Source organism: uncultured Dokdonia sp. (genome assembly GCF_937910895.1).
GTDB lineage: Bacteria > Bacteroidota > Bacteroidia > Flavobacteriales > Flavobacteriaceae > Dokdonia.
Window position 1 is genome coordinate 1 of sequence record NZ_CALEMI010000161.1, and the last position, 20,265, is coordinate 20,265.

Genomic DNA, 20,265 nt, shown 5'->3' on the forward strand with positions numbered 1-20,265 from the left:
TATTTTAGAAAATTTGACAAACTTCTTTTAGAACCTAGAGTCAGCTTTAGTCAAGAATTTCTTACCGATTTTAAGTTAGAAATTTTAGGAGAATTAAAAAGTCAGACGACTTCACAAATTATAGATCGGCAAAATGATTTCATTGGTGTTGAGAGTCGGCGTTGGGTACTTGCAAATGACAGCACGATTCCTATTATTAAAAGTAAGCAAGCATCTATAGGTGTACAGTATACTAAAAACAAACTATTAGTTACCGCAGAAGGCTATCTTAAAAAGGTAGATGGAATCACAGCTAGAAGTCAAGGATTTCAAAACCAATTTCAGTTTGTGAATGACACTGGAGGATATGAAGTAAAAGGTATTGATTTTCTTATCAACAAACGATTTAGAAACTTAAGCACTTGGTTAAGCTATTCTTTTAGTGAAAACTATTATGAATTTGACACCTTAAACGATAGAAATTCTTTCCGCAATAATGCAGATATTACACACGCATTAACTTTTGCAGGAGCCTATACTATAGGTAATCATTTAAAATTTGCTCTTGGTGTTAATTGGCGTTCTGGTAATGTCACTACTTTACCTGATGGAGAAAGTCCTTTTGCTAGAGAAATCGTATATAGATCTCCTAATAGCGAGCGGGTTAATGACTACGTTCGAACCGATTTTTCGTCAACATATTCTTTTCATCTAAAAGGAAAAGCAAAAGGGAAAGTTGGAATCTCTTTATGGAATATATTAAATAGAGAAAACATACTCAACACTTACTTTATTGTAAATGATGACAGTAGCATCTCTAGGATCGAGAACAAATCTCTTGGATTAACTCCTAATTTCAGTTTTAGAGTTTCTTTTTAAAAAGAAGAAACTATTCTGTATATCTATCTTTTAAATTATCAAGCATCGTTTTTGTAATCTCCTCTAGACCAAAGCTATGTGACCACCCCCAATCACGTCTTGCCTCACTATCATCTATGCTTTGGGGCCAACTATCGGCAATAGCTTGTCTAAAGTCTGGCTCGTAACTTATTTCAAAATCTGGAATATGCTTTTGAATACTAGCAGCTACATCTTCGGGAGCATAACTAACAGCTGCAAGATTATAAGAAGATCGTATTTTTACATCTTCATCTGTTGCATCCATGATTGCTATCGTTGCCTTTATAGCATCCTCCATGTACATCATAGGAAGAACTGTTCCTTCTTTTAAAAAACAGCGGTATTGACTATGCTTTAAAGCTCTGTGATAAATATCTACCGCATAATCTGTAGTCCCACCACCAGGCTCTGTTGTATAACTGATCAATCCTGGATACCTGACACTACGTACATCCACTCCGTACTTTTTATGGTAATACTCACACCAACGCTCTCCCGTTTGTTTAGAAATTCCATACACCGTAGAAGGCTCCATTACCGTTGTTTGAGGAGTATTTTGAGCTGGGGTAGTTTCTCCAAAAACAGCAATACTAGAAGGCCAGAATACTTTTTTGATCTTTTTATCTTTTGCTAAATTCAAGACATGAAAGAGCGAATTCATATTCAAATCCCACGCCTTTGCAGGAAAACGCTCTGCAATCGCACTTAACATCGCCGCCATCAAATACACAGTCTCTACTTTATATCTGAAAATAAGATCCTCAACAGCTTGCATATCTGTGGCATCTAGTAGCTCAAAGTGAGCACTTTTCATCATCTCTTCATTTCCCTCACGTATATCACTAGCCACGACTTTATCTTTCCCAAATCGCTTACTTAATGCCAACGTAAGTTCTGTCCCAATTTGCCCGCAAGCACCTATAATTAATATTCTTGATTTCATCTAAAATTGTTTTCACTAAAAGTACGCTTTCGCGAAAGCGTATACAAAAGCAAACATAATCATAAATTTTTCTTGTATATTCCTATTTAGGCTACTTTTGTCTATCAATTTTTTAAATCCTTATGAAACTGCGTATACTCATATACCTATTAAGTACATTTTTCTTTCTCAATGCCTGTGAAAAGAAACAGGCACAAAACCAAGAGTCAGAGACAACAAATGTCGTTGCTACAGATACAATGACAATTCCTAAAAGTACACAAGGACTCAAACCTTCTTTACGCCTTACCCCAAAAGCGCAAGAGGCTGTTAAGAATTGGTCATTATACCAAAACCTTTCCAAGCGATTAGATAGCTTACAAGGAGTATCCTTAGGAACAGCAAAAAATCAATTATCTATTTTGATTTCGACGTTTGACGGTCAGGGAGAAGCAGAAGCAGAAGAAGAGGTGGTAGATCTCACACCAGATAACTTAGAGACACCTGCTGTAAAAGCTAGACTGTTATCAGTAGAGACAAAACTAAAAATAGCAAATAATTATGTGCAAAAAAGCGATCCTAACCCTGAAGAAATCGCAAAAGCTGTTGTTGAACTTAAAAATGCATTTCAGAATCTAAATCTTCAGATCAATGAAGGCTTTGCTTTAACGATAGAGGAAATGCTCAAACAGCTCGATCAAGAAGTCACTGCTCCTGTAGATACTACACAATTAGAAAAACCTACTCCCAGAGGAAAACCACCTGTAAAAATCTTTAAACCAAACCAATGATACGTACCCTTTTATTTATCCTTATAAGCTTTTTTACCACCATAGGAATCGCTCAAAATGCATCAGAAAAAGAAACGATTGACACCATGCTCGTCTCTTGGCATAAAGCGGCTGCAGATGCAGATTTTGATGCTTATTTTGGTATGATGACCAATGATGCTGTTTTTATAGGAACTGATGCCACTGAAAATTGGCAAAATACCGAATTCAGATCTTTTTCAAAACCGTATTTTGATAAAGGAAAAGCGTGGACATTTACAACCTTAGAACGTAATATCTATCTAGACACCAACGAAGACACCGCTTGGTTTGACGAGCATCTTAAAACACAAATGGGTATTTGCAGAGGTTCTGGTGTTGTAAAAAAAGAAAATGGTGTCTGGAAAGTAAAACATTATGTGTTGTCTATAGCTATCCCTAATGAAAACGTAACGAAGGTCACAGAGATGAAAAAAGAATGGGATCGTATTCAGATGGAAAAAATGAGCAAACAATAATCTATATGTATTGTTTATCAAATCATTACATAATATAAGTAGGCTTTTGCCCCTTCCTTGTAACAAAATATAGAAATCTACGTCTTATTCACCATAATTAAAGAAACCTAAAAACAGATATGAAACTAATAAAAACAGTCGCTATTCTAGCTTTTTGTACTATTGCTTTGACAAGTTGTAAACAAGAGACAGCACAAAAAGATACAGCGGTTACTACAGAAAAAATACCTGGTATTGTTCTAGAAAATATGGACACATCAGTAAGTCCTAAAAATGATTTTTACAACTACGTAAATGGTAGTTGGATGAAAAATACTGAAATCCCTGCAGATAGAACGAGCTGGGGAGGTTTTAGTGTATTACGCAAATCTACGGATGCTGATGTATTAAAAATACTTGCCGAAGCAAAGGCAAGCGGTACATATACCCCTGAAACTGATCAAGCAAAAGCATTAGCTATTTTTGACACAAAACTAGATACTGTTGCTCGTAATAAAGCAGGAGTTACACCACTTAAACCTGCTTTAGAAGAAATAGAAAGCATTAAAAATCTTACTGATCTACAAACAGTACTTGCAAAAAATCCATCGGTAAGCTCTCCATTTATAGGTATAGGTGTACAAGGAGACCTAAATAATAGTGCAATGAATGCTGTATATTTAGGAGCAAATGGTCTTGGACTACCAGATCGTGATTACTACCTGGAGCAAGATCAAAAATCAAAAGAGATTCGTGAAGAGTATAAAAAGCATATCGCTCGTATGCTCCAAATGATAGGCGATAGTGAGGCAGATGCTCAAGAAGCTGCTAAAAAAATTCTTGCCATGGAGACACAACTTGCAGAACCTCGTCTTGATAAAGTACAGAGTCGTGATGCACGTAATTATAATAACCCTCGCTCTATAAAAGAAGTAGACGCTATGCTTTCTTCTTTAGACATCAACAAAATGATTTCTGATATAGGAATCACTAAAAAGTTTGACACGCTTATCGTAACTCAATTACGTTATACAGAAGCACTAGACACCTTCCTTAAAGAAACACCTATTGAAGATCTTAAGACATTGGTAAAATGGGATACATTCAACAGTGCTGCAGGATTATTATCTACAGATATAGAAACTGCAAACTGGGAATTTTATAGCAAGTATTTAAGTGGTGCAGAAAAGCAACGCCCTGCAGACGAGCGTGCACTTGCTACTGTAAATAATACCGTGGGAGAAGCCCTAGGACAATTATATGTAGATGCTAAGTTTCCACCAGAAGCTAAGGAAAGTGCAGAAACTATGATCAAAAATGTGATTGAGGCGTATAAATCACGCATCCAAAAATTAGATTGGATGGGTGAGGAAACAAAAACAAAAGCGATCGAAAAACTAGATAAGTTTACTGTAAAAATTGCATATCCAGACAAATGGGAGGATTATAGCGCCATGGAAGTATCTGCAGATAAAACGTATTTTGAAAATATGATTGCTGTAGGTAAATGGGGACAAGATAAAAACTATGCAGAAATAGGAGAACCTGTAGACAAGTCTAAATGGGGAATGTCTCCTCAAACCGTAAACGCATATTTCAATCCGCTTAATAACGAGATTGTGTTCCCGGCAGCTATTTTACAACCTCCTTTCTATAACTATACAGCAGATGAAGCTGTGAACTATGGAGGAATTGGAGCTGTTATTGGACATGAGATCTCTCATGCATTTGATGATAGTGGTGCGCGTTTTGACGGTGATGGAAACCTTAAAAACTGGTGGACAGAAGATGATCTTAAAGCCTTTACAGAAAGAGGAAATGCACTCGCAGAGCAGTATAGCAATCTTGAAGTATTAGATAGTGTATATGTAAACGGTAAGTTTACCTTAGGAGAAAATATTGGAGATTTAGGAGGTGTTCTTGGTGCTTATGATGGTCTTCAAAAATTCTATAAAGAAAATGGACGTCCAGATGATATTGATGGCTTTACACCAGAGCAACGTTTCTTTATGTCTTGGGCAACGGTATGGAGAACTAAGAGTCGTGATGAAGCATTACGTACACAAGTAAAAACAGATCCTCATTCTCCAGGAAAAGTACGTGCTACACAACCGCTTCTAAATGTAGATGCTTTTTATGAAGCATTTGATATTAAAGAAGGAGACTCAATGTATTTAGCGCCAGAAAAACGTGTTCGTATCTGGTAAAACAAAACATAAGTAAGCTAAAGTGTACGCTTTCGCGAACCTGCCTACCGTTAGGTAGGAGCATAAAAAACCACCTCAAGCACGAGGTGGTTTTTCTTTGGAATAAAGTGTATCTCACTCTGAAATACGGTGCTATTTACAACGCTACTTTGAAGGTATATCCTAAAACCTCAGCTACAGAGGTGCTATCTACTTTTTTAAATATCGTATCTCCTTCTTTATCATATTCAGGTGGTGTTAAATCTAATTTTTCTGCCTGCGCAGTATAATAATCCCGTTTTGTAGGATGCTGAGGAGAGACTGCATTAAAGATATGCCCAAAAGCATTTTTCTGAATAATAGAGATCAAGATACCGATACAATCCTCCCGATGGATCATATTGACAGGAGCATCTCCATTACTTAATCCCGTTCTTCCTGCTAGAAATTTTACAGGATTACGGCTTCCACCAAACAATCCTCCAAAACGAACAATCGTGGTTTCAAATGCAGGCGTATTAAAAAACAGTTGCTCTACATCATATAGCTGTTTTCCAGCATTACTTTTTGGTTTAGGAATATCCTTTTCTGTGACGTGTCCTTGATCATCATCATACACAGACGTACTGCTTACTAAAATAACTTTACGAATAGACGTTTTTTCTATTTCGTGTAAAAAATGTGCCATTTTAAGCGCATAATTAGCTCCTGAGTTTCTTCTCAAACCAGGCGGAATCATAATAACCAATACATCGGTATCTGACAATAAGGTGTCTATTTTACCCGTCACTCCTCCTTCGGTGATGACTATAGGATGTGCCGTAATTCCTTTTTCTGAAAGCTCTTTTGCTTTATTGGTATCGGTGACACTTCCTTTTACAGTGTATCCTACATTAATAAGCGTAGCTGCAAACGCTTTTCCTAACCATCCTAATCCCGCAATTGTGATTCTTTTATTCAATCCTTTTTCTTTTCATTCCCGCGAAGGCGGGAATCTCATTATTGTTTTTTACTAAACTTTTAATTCTATTTTTTGCCGTTACAAGCTCCTGTCTGCCGTCAGGCAGGTTCGCGAAAGCGAGTACATCCATATTCTATTTTTAATTCAAATCAACAACAATCGTATCGTTTTTTACTTCTGGACTCTTTCTAAGCACTTCTGAAACATCAATCTTACGCTCTACAATCACAGCGTCATTGGTCACAAATGGTGTTGGTTTTGTTGTTTTAGGTCGCGCCGATATCGTAAAACTAGGATTATCTAATAAGTCATAAGAAAACTCTTTAAGAGTGAATGTAGGCGTTACCTCTTTAGGCACTGCATACGTAAACTCCAAAGAATCTCCTAGTGTCATATAGTAACTTAAAATTCCATTACTTCCTCGCTTTTTATATAAGGTCTCGGTACTGTCTGGTTTAAATACTTTTCCGTTGTATGACAGGTATCGGAATGGTGTATCTATATCTGTATATAATCGTATTTGGTGTATCGTTCGTTGTGGTACAATGGTCATCGTTGTATACGCCAAATCTCCTATCACTGTGTCCTGAGATACACGAATCTTACTTTCTGGTAGCTTGATTACCGAGGTTTCTTTTGCATACGAATATGGCGTATTGTATTTGCTCCCTGCAGCATTTCCAATATACGCCGTCGCCTTTTCTGGAGTATCTCCTAAATATCCTCGTGTCCAATCGTCTATTTCAGTATTATAAGTTGCCCAATAGGCTTTATTGGTCTCTACATGGTGATAATATAATAAGCTATTAGGTTGTTGTCTTTCTGGAGAAGGGCTTGATTTAGCATGTGCAACTCCTAAGAAAACAACAGCAACTAATAAACTCAAAATCCCTACTGCTTTTTTATTTCTAAAAAATCCAAAAACAGGCAGTAATAATCCAAAGAGTAACACTACAAAAATAACCGATGCATATAGCATATCAGGTCCTAAGCCTACAGGAAAGAATTGTATCAAAGGTGCAAACAGGAAAATGGCGGGCGCTGACAATAACACCATAAGGGTTACACTAGGATTGATTTGTCGTATCAATAAGAACAGCGCTAATAACCCAAAATAAACTGGGATAATAAAGAAAGCGGCTCCTTGAAGTTTGAGTGCTAATGCTATATTAATAAGCAACCAAATGGTAAGGGGTGCTATCAACGAACTTGCGGTATGTTCTGCTTTTACCATTTTGTGATAGATCCCAAAACACAAACTCAGCCCTAAAAGAACAAAAGCAATCGTATACCAATGACCGTTATATATAAATACAGGAAGGATCTCATTGTAAGATGGATATAGTATTTTAATCAGTCCCCAAAATAAATACATCAAACCTCCTCCTAGTATAAGACTCAACATAAAAGCGCCAAACCCTTTTCCGATTTCCTTTTTATAAAGTCTTTTCTTTCTCAGTCCATGAATTAAGAGAACAACAAAAAGAACTATCGCCAAAATAAGCATCGGCCAAATCCATGAAAAAGGATAGGCAACAAAGGTAGCAACAGCGGTATCAAAGTACACGTAATCTTCATTTGATTTTATATTGGACAGATCTGCATTTGCATAATAATGTAGTAATGGCATTAAATAACTTCCTTGATGTTCTAAGCTATTTCTATCTAGATTTTCAGTCGTATCATTAATGGTATGATAATCATAATGATCATCTATAAATGCAAAGAAAAACCCGTCTATATCTCCATCTTCTCTTAAAACAGTAGAATCCGTATCATTAGGAAGCATTTTATAAATACTATACATCAGTGAGGTAGCCACAGGATATTCCACATCTGCTTCCATAAATCCTTTGATAAGATTGGCATTTCCTCCATTGGTTTCTACAATCATATTGGAAGGCCCACCACTACCACGAGCTTCAAAATTAAGCGCAAGTCCTACATCTTTTGCCCAAGGGTGTTCATTTACAAAAAGTGCAGCACCATCAAGTCCGAGTTCTTCTGCATCTGTAATACAAATAATAATATCGTTTTTGGGTTTAGCTCCGCTTGCAAGATAAGCTCGTACACTTTCTAAAATAGTCACAACCCCAGAACCTGCATCACTAGCTCCGTGAGATGAACTATGTGGCGCACTATCATAATGAGACATAAGCAGAAGCGCCTTCCCATCTCCCGTTCCTTTAATACGAGCCAGAATATTTTGAGGCTTTACCAAACTGCCATACCCTCTCCATTCACTAAACGTAAAACCTTCTTGTACTTGGGTCTCTAATCCTAATTTTTTAAGTTCTTGTACAATATATTCTCGTACGTCTGCATGTGCTTTAGTTCCTACAAAATGAGGTTCTTTTGCTATAACCTCTAAGTGTTGTAATGCACGTGCCGTAGAAAATTCGGTGGCTGGTGTTTCAAGACCGCTTATATCTTTTGGCATTAAGGAGTTGAAGGCTACAGAAACTAATGCTATAATAAGAACAATAGAAAAAATGTGAATAATACGTTTCATATAAGGTTGGTTTAGTTATCCTAAAAATACAATTTTTGAAGATGTTTCCGCTTTCGCGAAAGCATAAACCACATAATCTCCTTTTAATTCATTAACTTTAAGAGGAATTACTCACACACAAAACAGCTAGTTATGGGAATCAAAAGTTTTACGGGACGTCGTGCCAAACCTACAAAAGGGAACCCTACAGATATAAAAGTAAGTGATTATATGACTAGAAAATTAATCACGTTCAGGTCAGATCAATCTGTCCTAGAAGTCATGAATTTACTAATTAAAAATAAAATTTCAGGAGGTCCTGTTGTGAATGAAAACAACGAACTCATGGGGATCATCTCTGAAGGGGATTGTATGAAGCAAATCTCAGAAAGTCGCTATTACAATATGCCTATGGAAGACATGATTGTAGAAAAATACATGGTAAAAGAAGTCGAAACCATTGACGGAAACATGAATGTTTTTGATGCTGCCAATAAATTTGTTAACTCCAAACGTCGTCGTTTTCCTATCGTAGAAAACGGAAAACTCGTAGGGCAAATCAGTCAAAAAGATGTGCTCAAAGCTGCCTTAACCTTAAATGGGCAAACCTGGAAATAAGGACATTTATAAATGTTTAAAAAAGGAAGTTTGATTATAAGTTTACTTATCTCCTTGATAAGTACGTCTCAAAATATTCAAAGTCAATTAGAAACTGTTTTTGATGCCTATCAACTTATGGGGATGTCGGTATGGGTTTCAACCAACGATACTTCAGAACAATTTCATTTTGGGTTGCGGGATTTTGATAGAGACCTCCCTATAAATGCAGATACCAAATATCGTATTGCTTCTGTATCAAAATCGGTGACGGCTTTAGGGCTTATCAAATTATATAGTGATGGACTCTTTGATCTGGATGATGATGTCTCGGAGTATTTGGGATACACATTACGTAGTCCGCAATATCCTGATACACCGATTACCTTTAGAATGGTCTTGTCACATACCAGTAGCTTGCAAGATGGAACAGGATATAACCCTTTTCTACAAGCGACATTTAACCAACTTCCCGTGCCTAACATCACAGAAGTACTCCTCTCTGATGGAGATTACTATACGACTAATATGTGGCGAACTGAAACGCCTGGAACTTTCTTTGCGTATAGCAATATCAATTTTGGACTTATAGGAACACTCATTGAAAAAATAAGTGACGAGCGGTTTGATATCTATATGAAAAATGCGATTCTCAATCCGTTAGGAATTGATGCCAGCTATAATGTTAGAGATCTTACAGATATTAATGATGTGGCAGTACTGTATCGTAACAACGGAGGATGGCAACCACAAGCAGATAATTATCAAGGTGTGATTCCTGACCCGTTAAATATTGGAGAGTATGTGCCTGGAACCAATGGTGTTTATTTTGGTCCACAAGGTAGCTTACGTATCTCAGCAGAAGGTACAGGTACTTTTTTAAATTACCTAGAAACAGACGGAATAGACACCGCCCTTACTATAAACCCAGAGGCACTTCAAGAAATGAAAACCATTGCTTGGGATTATGATGGCGCCAATGGAGATAACTATTTTGGTCTCTTTAATCGATGGGGATTAGGACTGCATCATGCCAATGTAAACACAGGAGATCAAATCTGTAACCTTGGAGAATATGACTCTTTTATTGGTCATCCGGGAGAAGCATTTGGATTGGTAAGCGACGCCTATTTTAACACCCAACAAAACATATCATTTACATTACTCATTAATGGTATTTGGAACGGATACGAGCTTGGTGAAAACTCCTCTTATTATACGGTAGAAGAAGATGTTTTTCAAGTTTTGTGTACTTACTTTGAGAATACACTTACCGTTTCAAATGTAGATGGCAATCGTGAGATAATGATTTCTCCAAACCCAGCAAAAACAGCAACCCATATATTCTTACCTACACATCAGCAAGCCAGTTCTTACCATATTTATGATACAAGAGGACGCTTACATAGCAAAGCCATAATCTCTAGTATAGATACGATTATAGATGTTTCTAATTTATCAAAAGGCTTGTACTTTATAAAAGTCCAAAATGGCACTACAATTACAACTAAAAAATTATTGATCAAATAGTCATTCTATTTTTCCAATTCAAACCAAGCTAACTTCAAGTTTTCAGGTTCATAAAAAAAATCTGCTTTGCGCTCTAGTCCTATTTTTTCTAGCACACGGCAGGAAGCGCCGTTTCCTAATTCGGCTATCCCACATAGTTTTTGATTTGGGAAATGCTCAAAGAAGTAATCTCTCGTTGCGATAGCCGATTCGGTAGCGTAGCCTTTTCCCCAATATTGAGGCATCAATCGGTAGCCTATATCATAAAAGTTGGTATGACCATTCAGTGTCCACTCCGTGTTCATCTTGAGCCCTGTCCATCCGATCCAATCACCACTTGATTTCTCAATAGCCGCCCAACGTCCTATGCCGTATTTTTCATATTGCATCCGGATATAATCTATATAATATCGTGCCTTCCCTATACATGAAATGGGTTTATTTCCTAGATATGTATGCACTAAAGGGTTACTATCGAGATCATACATGAAACCCGCGTCCTCTATGACAATTTCTCGAAGAATCAGATGTTTGGTCTCTGCAAATACGTTCATGAATCCGTTACTTTTTAATCTAAATTAAGAGATGAATTTAAGTAATTAAAATTAAGAATACTATAAGATATAAACGCTCGTAAATAAATTACTTTTAAATTCATTTTTATTCATGCGATAATATATCCTATATGCAACACCAGAAACACCTCTTTTCGCTTCCTGAAGATAGTACCTATATCAACGGTGCTTATATGTCCCCACAATTAAAAAGTGTTGCCGAAATAGGAGTAGAAAGTGTTTTAAAAAAGAACAATCCGACCACTATTTCTCAGTCAGATTTCTTTACCAATCGTACCCTAGTCAAGCAGCGTTTTGCTACCCTTATTGATGCAGCAGATGAGCAGAACTGTGCGATTATTCCTTCGGTGTCGTATGGGATTGCGACGGTGGCAAAAAATATAGATCTACAACAAGGAGATGAAATTCTCTTGATAGATGAGCAATTTCCTAGTAATGTGTACGCTTGGCGCGAAAAAGCAAACGCAACGGGTGCCATCATAAAGGTAGTAGCACCTCCAAATACGTTTGAAAACCGAGGGAAGTTATGGAATCAATCCATTCTTGAAGCGATTAATCTGAATACAAAAGTAGTCGCCATGGGTCATATTCATTGGGCAGACGGCACTTTATTTGATCTGGTAGAAATACGTAAAAAAGCACACGAAGTCGGCGCTAAATTAATCATTGACGGTACCCAAAGTGTGGGTGCGCTTCCTTTTTCTGTGAAGGAGATTCAGCCTGACGCTTTGATCGTAGGTGGTTACAAATGGTTATTGGGTCCGTATGCTATTGGCATGGCATATTATGCCGATTCGTTTAATGACGGACAACCGCTCGAATACAATTGGATCAATAGAAAAAACAGCGAAGATTTTAGTCAGCTAATTAACTATCAAGACGAGTACAAGCCTAAAGCCGATCGGTTTTCTGTAGGAGAATCGAGTAATTTTATACTTCTCCCTATGCAAATTAGAGCCATTGAACAATTATTGGAATGGGGCGTTCAAAACATTCAAACGTATTGTGATTCAATTTCTGCAAAAGCCGTCCAACAATTACGAGACAAAGGCTGTTTTATAGAGCACGCCAACTATCGGTCAAAACATCTCTTTGGTGTGTACCTCCCTGATCATATCACAATGGATGCTGTTAAAGACCGCTTTCGCGAAAGCGGTATATCTGTGGGGATCCGTGGGAAAGCCATTAGAGTCGCTCCACACGTGTATAATACCGTAGAAGATTTTGAAAAATTTGTCGCTTGTTTTTAAACCATAGATAAGGTATCACTTCCAAAACTTGGATACGTGAAAATCGTTTCTCTAAAAGCAGTCCGTGTCATTTTATGGTGGATAGCGAGTGAAAAAATATCAATCATTTCACTTGCTTCTGGTGCCAATATAGAAGTTCCTAAAATGGTATCTGTATCTGAATCTATGATGGTTTTATAATAATACGCTTGTGCATTCATACGTTTGGTACTAAACCATTCAGGCACAAACCCTTCTTTTACGGTATAAGAAATTCCTTTTTCTTTTGCCTGTTTTTCAGAGATTCCAACGCTTGCCACTTGAGGATATGTAAAAACCGCTGTTGGGATCACAGAAAATGTATATTTCTTGTGCGTGTTTTTCAGAATCTGCTCAGCGACGTGTTTTCCTTCTAGCCCAGAAAGAGGTGTTAGTGGTAATGCACCGCTATCAGCTACATCACCGCACGCATATACGTTTTTATTGGTAGTGCTTTGTAAATATTCATTAACCGTTACCCCTTTTTCGGAAAAGGCAATAGTTCCTTTGTCAAGATTCAGAGCTTTAGTTGCTGGTACACGACCTGTCGTATTAAAAATTACACGTGCTTTTACTGATTTTTCTTCGCCGTTTTGGGTATAGTGAAGACGTTTGTTTTTACGTAATTCTTCAATTTGGCTAGTCGTAGCATCAAATATAAAGTTGATCCCGATGCACTTGGAAACTTCCAACAAATGGTCTGTTAATGTTGAATCCATGATGCTAAGAATTCGATCTCCTTGTTCTACAATGGTCACATCTACGCCACATCTGGCTGCGATGTGCGCAAACTCCAACGCAATATATCCAGCACCTATAAAAATCATACTCTTAGGCAAACTAGGCAAATCCAGAAAATCATCAGAAACAGAAAGTAAATAAGATCCTTTAAAGTCTAGTGGTCTGGGAATACGTCCTGTGGCAATCACAATTTTATCGAAAGTGATCTTCTTTCCCTCTACAGTAAGCATATTTTCAGAAAGAAATTCAGGAGATTGATGATACATAGTAATTCCCAATTTCTTAAAATCTTCTTCTGTTCTTATAGGTACTGCGGAGACAAACTTCTTTTTAAAGGTCTGAAGTGCTTCCCAATTTATTTGAACTGTATCTGTAATGCCTACTGCAGCCATATCTGATGTACGTCCAATCAACTCACTAGCATTTACAAGTACTTTTTTAGGATCACAACCTCTATTGGGACACGTGCCACCATATTCTCTAGCATCTGCAACGGCTACGTTCATTCCTTCTTTTGCACAGGCTTCTGCTACTTGTTGTCCTGCACTTCCTGTACCTATAACAAAAACATCATAATGTGTATATCCCATTTCTTTTTTTTCAAAATTAAATGTTTGTGATCAATTCTACAGTTCTATTAGATAAAAATGATAACGCTATAAAGATACTATCGATTTAAATTCTTTAAAGAAAACAAGGTTCTAAAAAATTTTAATGGTCTGAGCAATAGCCTACCTTTGCCGTCTATTTAAATTTTCTGAAATGAACAAAGACACTTTAGAACTTTCTAAAGAAGAAATGACAGCCTATGGATATAGCGTTGTTGATGCTGTAGTGGCTCATTATGATACCCTTCAGGATAAAAGTCCTATCGCTACGGGAAGCCGTAAGGAGATGGATAACCTATTCTTGGAAGAAGCGCCAGAAAAGCCTTCAGATCCAAAAGAAGTGTTGGATTTTGTCATTGAAAAAGTAATGGAAAAAGGAGCGATTGCTACACATCCTAAATTCTTTTCGTTTGTACCTGGTCCTAGTAATTACATCAGTGCGATGGCAGATACATTGGCGACAGGATACAATGTATTCTCAGGCGGATGGTCACAATCACCACCTGCAGCCGAGCTAGAAATTGTGACGATAAGTTGGTTGCTTAAAATCTTTGGGCTTCCTCTTAAAAAAGGAGGAGGTATTTTTACCAGCGGTGGCTCTATGGCAAATCTAACGGCGATTGTCACAGCACGAGGTGTAATGTGTGGTGATGATTTTTCAAAAGGGATTATTTATTTGTCTGATCAAGCACATTCTAGTAATATAAAAGCCATCAGAACTATTGGATTTAGAAAAGAACAAATCCGTTTGATCCCAACAGACTCCGAATTCAAATTTTCTACGATAAAACTTAAAAATGCGATTGCCAGAGATCGCCTGGAAGGACTACAGCCTTTTTGCGTGATTGCAACTGCGGGAACTACCAATACAGGAACTGTAGATCCGCTTACAGAGATTGCGACTATTTGTAAAGAAGAAAAACTCTGGTTTCATATTGACGGTGCGTATGGAGGTGCTGCCATTTTAGACAAAAAAGGAAAAGAACTCCTCAAAGGAATTTCAAAAGCAGATTCGATCACGGTAGATCCACACAAATGGTTTTTCCAACCCTATGAAATGGGTTGTCTTTTAATCCGTAATCACAAATACCTGAAAAGTACCTTTGTAGAAAAACCAGAATACCTGAGAGATATTGAGGGCAACGAATCTGAGATTAATTTTTATGATCACGGCGTTCAACTCACACGGCGTTTTAGAGCGTTGAAGTTTTATATGTCTCTTAAAACCTTCGGATTAGAAGCGTTTAGAAATGCGATTTCATATAACATAAAACTTGCCGAAAAAACGGAGAAACTCCTTCGTAAAAGTTCAAAATGGGAAATCGTTTCTCCAGCAACGTTGGCGATTATTAATTTTAGATATAACCCTATTGGCAACAAACTTTCTGAAAAAGAACTAGATGCCTTAAATCAAAAAATCTCTGAAAGTGTCCTTGCCTCCAAAGAAGCCTTTCTTGTGACTACGGTGTTAAATGGGCAAGTAGTTCTGAGGATGTGCTTAATTAATCCGCGTACGAGTTTTCAAGATGTAAAAGAGACGATAGCACTTTGCGAAAAATTTGCATAAATTGTTGTTTTAGGATTCAGGACGTATATTAGATTCCTATACTTTTTGATTACGATCCTGCCGGCAGGCAGGTTCGCGAAAGTGAAGCTTATCCTGAGTTAGCCGAAATACGAAAGCGAACTTCCCTTTATAAAAATTAAATTAAGAACTATGAAAAAGACACTTGCCATTGTAAACCTATTTTCTGTCATTCTCGTTCTCTTAGTAAACGGTTTGTCTCAATCACAACGGTGGAATGATACGACCATAGGCGAGATGAGTGATCAATATGAAAACCTGTTCACCCCTGCTGGATACGCCTTTGCTATTTGGGGTCTTATCTTTTTGATGCTTGTCGGCTATGCCTTGTTTCAAATACGGAGAGCGTTTTTTAGTAAAAAAGAATCTCCATTTATCGAACAAACAGGTTGGTGGTTTACTATCGCAAATGTTTGTAACGCTAGTTGGGTCGTAGCATTTACCTACGGATACGTAGGACTATCTGTCGTCATTATGCTCGGAATTTTAATCAGTCTCTTACAAGTTATACGAAAAACAAATATGGAACGCTGGGATGCACCCATAGAAGTCATTGCATTTGTCTGGTGGCCTATTTGTATTTATGCCGGTTGGATTGCCGTGGCTACCATCGCCAACTTCAGTGCCTTTTTTGCAAGTATTGAGTTTACGGGTGATGCGTTTACACAAATTATCTGGACCATGGTGATGATTACCATTGCTGTATTGATTAATGCATTTATGGTCTGGTTACGTAATATGCGTGAGTTTGCGCTTGTTGCCGTTTGGGCGCTTGTTGCTATTTATATCCGCCATAAAGATAATATAGAAAGCATTGCGTATTATGCACTTTGCGGTGCTATAGTCTTACTAATTATAATCTCTTTACACGCTTTTAATAACAGAAATACTGCCCCACATATTAAGTTACAAGAGCGATTGCATAAGTAAACTTACCTACGAGATGCTTTTATTAAAAATAGAGTAACACTCTAATTTAGAGTAGTACGCTATTTTTAAGTATCAAAGTTCTTTAAATTTTGATGGAGCTTCTCTCCCTTCCGTCTGTAGTTCGTGCCTCAATACAGCCACCTTCCCTCGCTTAGGGCAAGAGCTCGTTATTGGTTATTAGTATATATAAGGTAAACTAAAATAGTGCCCCCTTCGGGGATTGGGATTTTAATTCAACTCATAAAACACACCCCTAACCCTCTTACTAAAAAGGAAGGATTCAAAAACGATCATTTATTTTCCATTTCCGCTTTCGCGAAAGCGGAATTAGCCCGTATCTTTGTCATAAATTAAATCACACTTGAGTACGACTACACTCTCGCAACACCTTGCACAATCTCAGCAACTCCTGAAATTGCAGGATGCTATTGCCCAAAATCATCAAAACATACACGCCAAAGGTCTGATAGGCTCTTCCTTATCTTATATCATTAGTGCTGTGTATGAACACATTGAACGCCCCATTCTTCTCATTCTCAATGATAAAGAAGAAGCAGCCTATTACTTAAATGATTTGGAGCAATTACGTAAAGAAGCCAACGTCTTATTCTATCCAGGCAGTTATAGAAGACCGTATCAAATTGAAGAAACCGATAATGCCAATATCCTATTAAGAGCAGAGGTTTTAAATCGGATCAATAGTAAGAAGAAGTCGGCGTTGATTGTGACGTACCCAGATGCGCTATTTGAACAAGTAGTGACGCGTAGAGAATTAGACCGGCAGACCTTGAAAGTAAGCGTAGGCGATAAGTTGTCTATAGATTTTATCAACGAGATGCTTTTTGAGTACCATTTTAAACGCGTCGATTTTGTCTCAGAGCCTGGCGAATTTTCAGTGCGTGGAGGGATTGTAGATGTGTTTTCTTTTAGTCACGACGAGCCGTACCGAATTGAGTTTTTTGGCGATGAAGTGGATAGCATCCGTACGTTTGATGTGGAGACACAACTTTCTTCAGATCAAGTAAAGAAAATGGCAGTGATGCCTAATGTAGAAAACAAGGCATTAGAAGAAAAACGAGATACGTTTCTTAAATACATTGCAAATAATACGCTCGTCTTTATCAAAAACCGATCGCTATTTTATGATCAGATTGATAAAAATTTCGCGAAAGCGGAAGAAGCCTTTACCAAACTTACTTCTGAAGTAAAACGCAGTACACCTAGTGAATTATTTTGCGAAGGATCGCTTTTACAATCACAACTTGAAAGTTTCCAAACTGTAGATATCAGCACTACGGTACCTGATGTTTCTGTACATACTTTAGTCGCATTTAATCAGCAACCACAGCCGTCATTTAATAAACAGTTTGATTTGCTGATTCAGAATCTAAACGATAATCACGAGGCGGGCTATAAAAATTACATTTCATGTGTAAGCGAGCAACAAGCCAAACGTTTTAAGGATATTTTTGCCGATGCGCAAAGTAATGTGACTCAATATGAAACCGTGATTATTTCTTTATATCAAGGATTTATAGATGACGATCTGAAAATCGCACTTTATACCGATCATCAGATTTTTGAACGCTACCATAAGTTTAATCTCAAAAATGGGTACGCTAAGAAGCAAGCCATTACTCTTAAGGAACTCACCAATCTTAAAGTGGGTGATTATGTCACGCATATTGATCATGGGATTGGGAAATTTGGCGGTCTTCAAAAAATAGACGTAGAAGGCAAAAAGCAAGAAGCGATTAAGTTGATGTATGGAGAGCGAGACATCCTGTACCTGAGTATTCACTCCCTTCATAAAATCACCAAGTTTACTGGTAAAGACGGGAAGGCTCCTCAGATTTATAAATTAGGAAGTCAGGCGTGGAAAAAACTAAAAGCCAAAACAAAATCTCGTGTCAAGCATATTGCGTTTAATCTGATTAAATTATATGCAAAACGCAGATTACAAAAAGGATATGCTTTTGGTCCTGATACACACATGCAACATGAACTCGAAGCGAGTTTTATTTACGAAGATACGCCCGATCAAAGTAGCGCGACAGAAGATGTAAAGAGAGATATGGAAAGTGATCGCCCTATGGACAGGCTCGTTTGTGGTGATGTAGGATTTGGAAAAACAGAAGTCGCCATACGTGCGGCTTTTAAAGCGGTAGATAATGGAAAACAGGTAGCTGTACTGGTTCCTACAACCATTCTTGCATTTCAGCATGCGAAGACTTTTAGAGAACGACTTAAAGATTTTCCTGTTCGTATCGAATATCTGAATCGTTTCCGATCGGCAAAACAAAAACGAGATGTTCTAGAAGGACTTACGAGTGGTGCTGTAGATATTGTGATAGGCACCCACCAACTCACGAGTAAAAACGTGGTCTTTAAAGACCTAGGACTACTCGTTATTGATGAAGAACAAAAATTTGGGGTTGCCGTAAAAGACAAACTCAAAACCATTAGTGAAAACGTAGACACACTCACGCTAACCGCAACGCCTATTCCAAGAACGTTACAGTTTAGTCTCATGGCAGCGCGTGATTTAAGTACCATTACCACCGCACCGCCTAACCGATATCCGATAGAAAGTAGTGTGATTCGTTTTTCTGAAGAAACCATAAGAGATGCCATTAGTTATGAGATTCAACGCGGCGGACAGGTATTTTTTATTCATAATCGGATTCAGAATATCAAAGAAGTCGCGGGGTTGATACAACGTCTCGTGCCTGATGCCAAAGTGGCCATAGGACATGGTCAGATGGAAGGGAAGAAACTTGAAGGACTGATGCTTTCTTTTATGGACGGAGAGTTTGATGTGCTCGTCTCTACCACGATTGTAGAAAGTGGACTTGATGTACCCAATGCAAACACGATTTTTATCAATAATGCCAATAATTTTGGACTGTCTGACCTCCACCAAATGCGAGGGCGTGTCGGGCGAAGTAATAAAAAAGCATTCTGTTATTTTATCACGCCGCCTTATAGCGTGATGACAGAAGATGCGCGCAAACGAATCTCGGCACTCGAACAGTTTTCTGTGCTTGGAAGTGGATTTAACATTGCGATGAAGGATCTTGAGATTCGCGGAGCGGGAGATTTGTTAGGCGGTGAACAAAGCGGCTTTATTAACGAAATAGGGTTTGACACCTACCAAAAAATCTTAAACGAAGCCATCGAAGAACTCAAAGAAAACGAGTTTGCTGACTTATATGAGGAAGAGAACGCTTTCGCGAAAGCAAATAAAGACTATGTAAAAGATACGGTCATTGATACTGATTTTAGTTTGCTTTTCCCAGACGACTACATCAATAATATTTCAGAACGTCTGAATCTGTACACGCAACTGAATGAGACCAAAAATGAAGATGAATTGGCCGTTTTTGAAGCCAAACTCATCGACCGTTTTGGACCATTGCCTGACGAAGCAAAAGACCTTTTAAACTCCGTTCGCATCAAATGGATTGCGACCAAAATAGGACTTGAAAAAGTGGTCATGAAAAATGATAAATTTATTGGTTTCTTTATCTCAGATCAAACCTCTCCCTTTTATCAAAGTGATGCTTTTACAAAAGTCTTGCAATTTGTGCAAGAATATGCGTATCGTGTCAAACTGGAAGAAAAGAAAACGCGAACGGGATCCCGATTATTACTTAAATTTGGGAATGCGACGTCTATCCTAAAAGTATTTGAAATACTACAACCGCTCATGCCTAAAGCCAAAGAAGCAATCTAAATATACGTTC

15 protein-coding genes and 1 pseudogene are annotated in these 20,265 nt (G+C 37.7%); 10 read left to right on the top strand and 6 right to left on the bottom strand.

Going from position 1 to position 20,265, the window contains the following annotated elements; translation table 11 throughout:
• Positions 1-858, top strand: a pseudogene (locus Q0505_RS20055) (TonB-dependent receptor); the annotation flags it as partial.
• Positions 859-868: 10 nt separating this feature from the next.
• Here the strand turns inward: Q0505_RS20055 and Q0505_RS20060 are convergent.
• The gene (locus Q0505_RS20060; protein ID WP_299217028.1) at positions 869-1,822 is read right to left on the bottom strand and encodes an NAD-dependent epimerase/dehydratase family protein; all 954 of its coding nucleotides are present in this window, start codon (positions 1,820-1,822) and stop codon (positions 869-871) included.
• Between the two features lie 122 nt (positions 1,823-1,944).
• On the opposite strand from Q0505_RS20060, the gene Q0505_RS20065 reads away from it, so the two are divergent.
• The 3 genes from Q0505_RS20065 (at position 1,945) to Q0505_RS20075 (ending at position 5,275) form a co-directional block, all read left to right on the top strand.
• Positions 1,945-2,592: a hypothetical protein gene (locus Q0505_RS20065; RefSeq protein WP_299217031.1), complete on the top strand. Its 648-nt coding sequence runs from the start codon at positions 1,945-1,947 to the stop codon at positions 2,590-2,592.
• Positions 2,589-3,089 carry a nuclear transport factor 2 family protein gene (locus Q0505_RS20070; protein ID WP_299217034.1) on the top strand — a complete coding sequence of 167 codons (501 nt, stop codon included), beginning with the start codon at positions 2,589-2,591 and terminating at the stop codon, positions 3,087-3,089. Before Q0505_RS20065 ends, Q0505_RS20070 begins: the two co-directional genes overlap by 4 nt.
• A 119-nt stretch (positions 3,090-3,208) precedes the next feature.
• Positions 3,209-5,275, top strand: coding sequence for a M13 family metallopeptidase (locus tag Q0505_RS20075; RefSeq protein WP_299217037.1), 2,067 nt, complete (start codon positions 3,209-3,211; stop codon positions 5,273-5,275).
• 136 nt (positions 5,276-5,411) lie between these two features.
• Here the strand turns inward: Q0505_RS20075 and Q0505_RS20080 are convergent, their stop codons facing one another.
• Genes Q0505_RS20080 through Q0505_RS20090 form a run of 3 tightly spaced genes read right to left on the bottom strand, consistent with a single transcriptional unit; the run spans position 5,412 to position 8,727 of the window.
• Complete coding sequence (locus Q0505_RS20080) at positions 5,412-6,215, bottom strand: NAD(P)H-binding protein (RefSeq protein WP_299217039.1); 804 nt, start codon at positions 6,213-6,215, stop codon at positions 5,412-5,414.
• Complete coding sequence (locus Q0505_RS20085; protein ID WP_299217042.1) at positions 6,208-6,345, bottom strand: hypothetical protein; 138 nt, start codon at positions 6,343-6,345, stop codon at positions 6,208-6,210. The genes Q0505_RS20080 and Q0505_RS20085 overlap by 8 nt, the downstream gene beginning before the upstream one ends.
• Positions 6,346-6,354: 9 nt before the next feature.
• Positions 6,355-8,727, bottom strand: a complete 2,373-nt coding sequence (locus Q0505_RS20090; protein ID WP_299217045.1) for a M28 family peptidase — start codon at positions 8,725-8,727, stop codon at positions 6,355-6,357.
• Positions 8,728-8,859: 132 nt separating this feature from the next.
• Between Q0505_RS20090 and Q0505_RS20095 the strand changes: the two genes are divergently transcribed.
• Together Q0505_RS20095 and Q0505_RS20100 are read left to right on the top strand one after the other, a co-directional pair.
• Positions 8,860-9,324: a CBS domain-containing protein gene (locus Q0505_RS20095; RefSeq protein ID WP_299217048.1), complete on the top strand. Its 465-nt coding sequence runs from the start codon at positions 8,860-8,862 to the stop codon at positions 9,322-9,324.
• Positions 9,325-9,336: 12 nt separating this feature from the next.
• Positions 9,337-10,833 (top strand): serine hydrolase, encoded by a 1,497-nt coding sequence (locus tag Q0505_RS20100; protein ID WP_299217051.1) that lies wholly within the window; start codon positions 9,337-9,339, stop codon positions 10,831-10,833.
• 5 nt (positions 10,834-10,838) lie between these two features.
• Here Q0505_RS20100 and Q0505_RS20105 read toward each other — a convergent pair whose 3' ends face one another.
• Positions 10,839-11,366 (bottom strand): GNAT family N-acetyltransferase, encoded by a 528-nt coding sequence (locus Q0505_RS20105; RefSeq protein ID WP_299217054.1) that lies wholly within the window; start codon positions 11,364-11,366, stop codon positions 10,839-10,841.
• A gap of 131 nt (positions 11,367-11,497) precedes the next feature.
• On the opposite strand from Q0505_RS20105, the gene Q0505_RS20110 reads away from it, so the two are divergent.
• Positions 11,498-12,637, top strand: coding sequence for an aminotransferase class V-fold PLP-dependent enzyme (locus tag Q0505_RS20110; RefSeq protein WP_299217057.1), 1,140 nt, complete (start codon positions 11,498-11,500; stop codon positions 12,635-12,637).
• Here the strand turns inward: Q0505_RS20110 and Q0505_RS20115 are convergent.
• On the bottom strand, positions 12,634-13,986 hold the full coding sequence (locus Q0505_RS20115; RefSeq protein ID WP_299217060.1) for an NAD(P)/FAD-dependent oxidoreductase: 1,353 nt from the start codon (positions 13,984-13,986) through the stop codon (positions 12,634-12,636). The two genes, Q0505_RS20110 and Q0505_RS20115, sit on opposite strands and share 4 nt — an antisense overlap.
• A 172-nt stretch (positions 13,987-14,158) precedes the next feature.
• On the opposite strand from Q0505_RS20115, the gene Q0505_RS20120 reads away from it, so the two are divergent.
• The 3 genes from Q0505_RS20120 to mfd all read left to right on the top strand — a co-directional run bounded on the left by Q0505_RS20120 (position 14,159) and on the right by mfd (position 20,255).
• Positions 14,159-15,571, top strand: a complete 1,413-nt coding sequence (locus Q0505_RS20120; RefSeq protein WP_299217063.1) for an aminotransferase class V-fold PLP-dependent enzyme — start codon at positions 14,159-14,161, stop codon at positions 15,569-15,571.
• A 150-nt stretch (positions 15,572-15,721) separates the two neighbouring features.
• Positions 15,722-16,519 (top strand): tryptophan-rich sensory protein, encoded by a 798-nt coding sequence (locus Q0505_RS20125; RefSeq protein ID WP_299217065.1) that lies wholly within the window; start codon positions 15,722-15,724, stop codon positions 16,517-16,519.
• Between the two features lie 361 nt (positions 16,520-16,880).
• Complete coding sequence (gene mfd, locus Q0505_RS20130) at positions 16,881-20,255, top strand: transcription-repair coupling factor (protein WP_299217068.1); 3,375 nt, start codon at positions 16,881-16,883, stop codon at positions 20,253-20,255.
• The last annotated feature ends 10 nt before the right edge of the window (positions 20,256-20,265 follow it).

Excerpts from the sequence above, each read along its gene's own strand:
- Q0505_RS20060 (WP_299217028.1), bottom strand. The coding sequence starts at position 1,822 with ATGAAATCAAGAATATTAATTATAGGTGCTTGCGGGCAAATTGGGACA.
- Q0505_RS20065 (WP_299217031.1), top strand. The coding sequence starts at position 1,945 with ATGAAACTGCGTATACTCATATACCTATTAAGTACATTTTTCTTTCTC.
- Q0505_RS20070 (WP_299217034.1), top strand. The coding sequence starts at position 2,589 with ATGATACGTACCCTTTTATTTATCCTTATAAGCTTTTTTACCACCATA.
- Q0505_RS20075 (WP_299217037.1), top strand. The coding sequence starts at position 3,209 with ATGAAACTAATAAAAACAGTCGCTATTCTAGCTTTTTGTACTATTGCT.
- Q0505_RS20085 (WP_299217042.1), bottom strand. The coding sequence starts at position 6,345 with ATGGATGTACTCGCTTTCGCGAACCTGCCTGACGGCAGACAGGAGCTT.
- Q0505_RS20090 (WP_299217045.1), bottom strand. The coding sequence starts at position 8,727 with ATGAAACGTATTATTCACATTTTTTCTATTGTTCTTATTATAGCATTA.
- Q0505_RS20095 (WP_299217048.1), top strand. The coding sequence starts at position 8,860 with ATGGGAATCAAAAGTTTTACGGGACGTCGTGCCAAACCTACAAAAGGG.
- Q0505_RS20100 (WP_299217051.1), top strand. The coding sequence starts at position 9,337 with ATGTTTAAAAAAGGAAGTTTGATTATAAGTTTACTTATCTCCTTGATA.
- Q0505_RS20105 (WP_299217054.1), bottom strand. The coding sequence starts at position 11,366 with ATGAACGTATTTGCAGAGACCAAACATCTGATTCTTCGAGAAATTGTC.
- Q0505_RS20110 (WP_299217057.1), top strand. The coding sequence starts at position 11,498 with ATGCAACACCAGAAACACCTCTTTTCGCTTCCTGAAGATAGTACCTAT.
- Q0505_RS20115 (WP_299217060.1), bottom strand. The coding sequence starts at position 13,986 with ATGGGATATACACATTATGATGTTTTTGTTATAGGTACAGGAAGTGCA.
- Q0505_RS20120 (WP_299217063.1), top strand. The coding sequence starts at position 14,159 with ATGAACAAAGACACTTTAGAACTTTCTAAAGAAGAAATGACAGCCTAT.
- Q0505_RS20125 (WP_299217065.1), top strand. The coding sequence starts at position 15,722 with ATGAAAAAGACACTTGCCATTGTAAACCTATTTTCTGTCATTCTCGTT.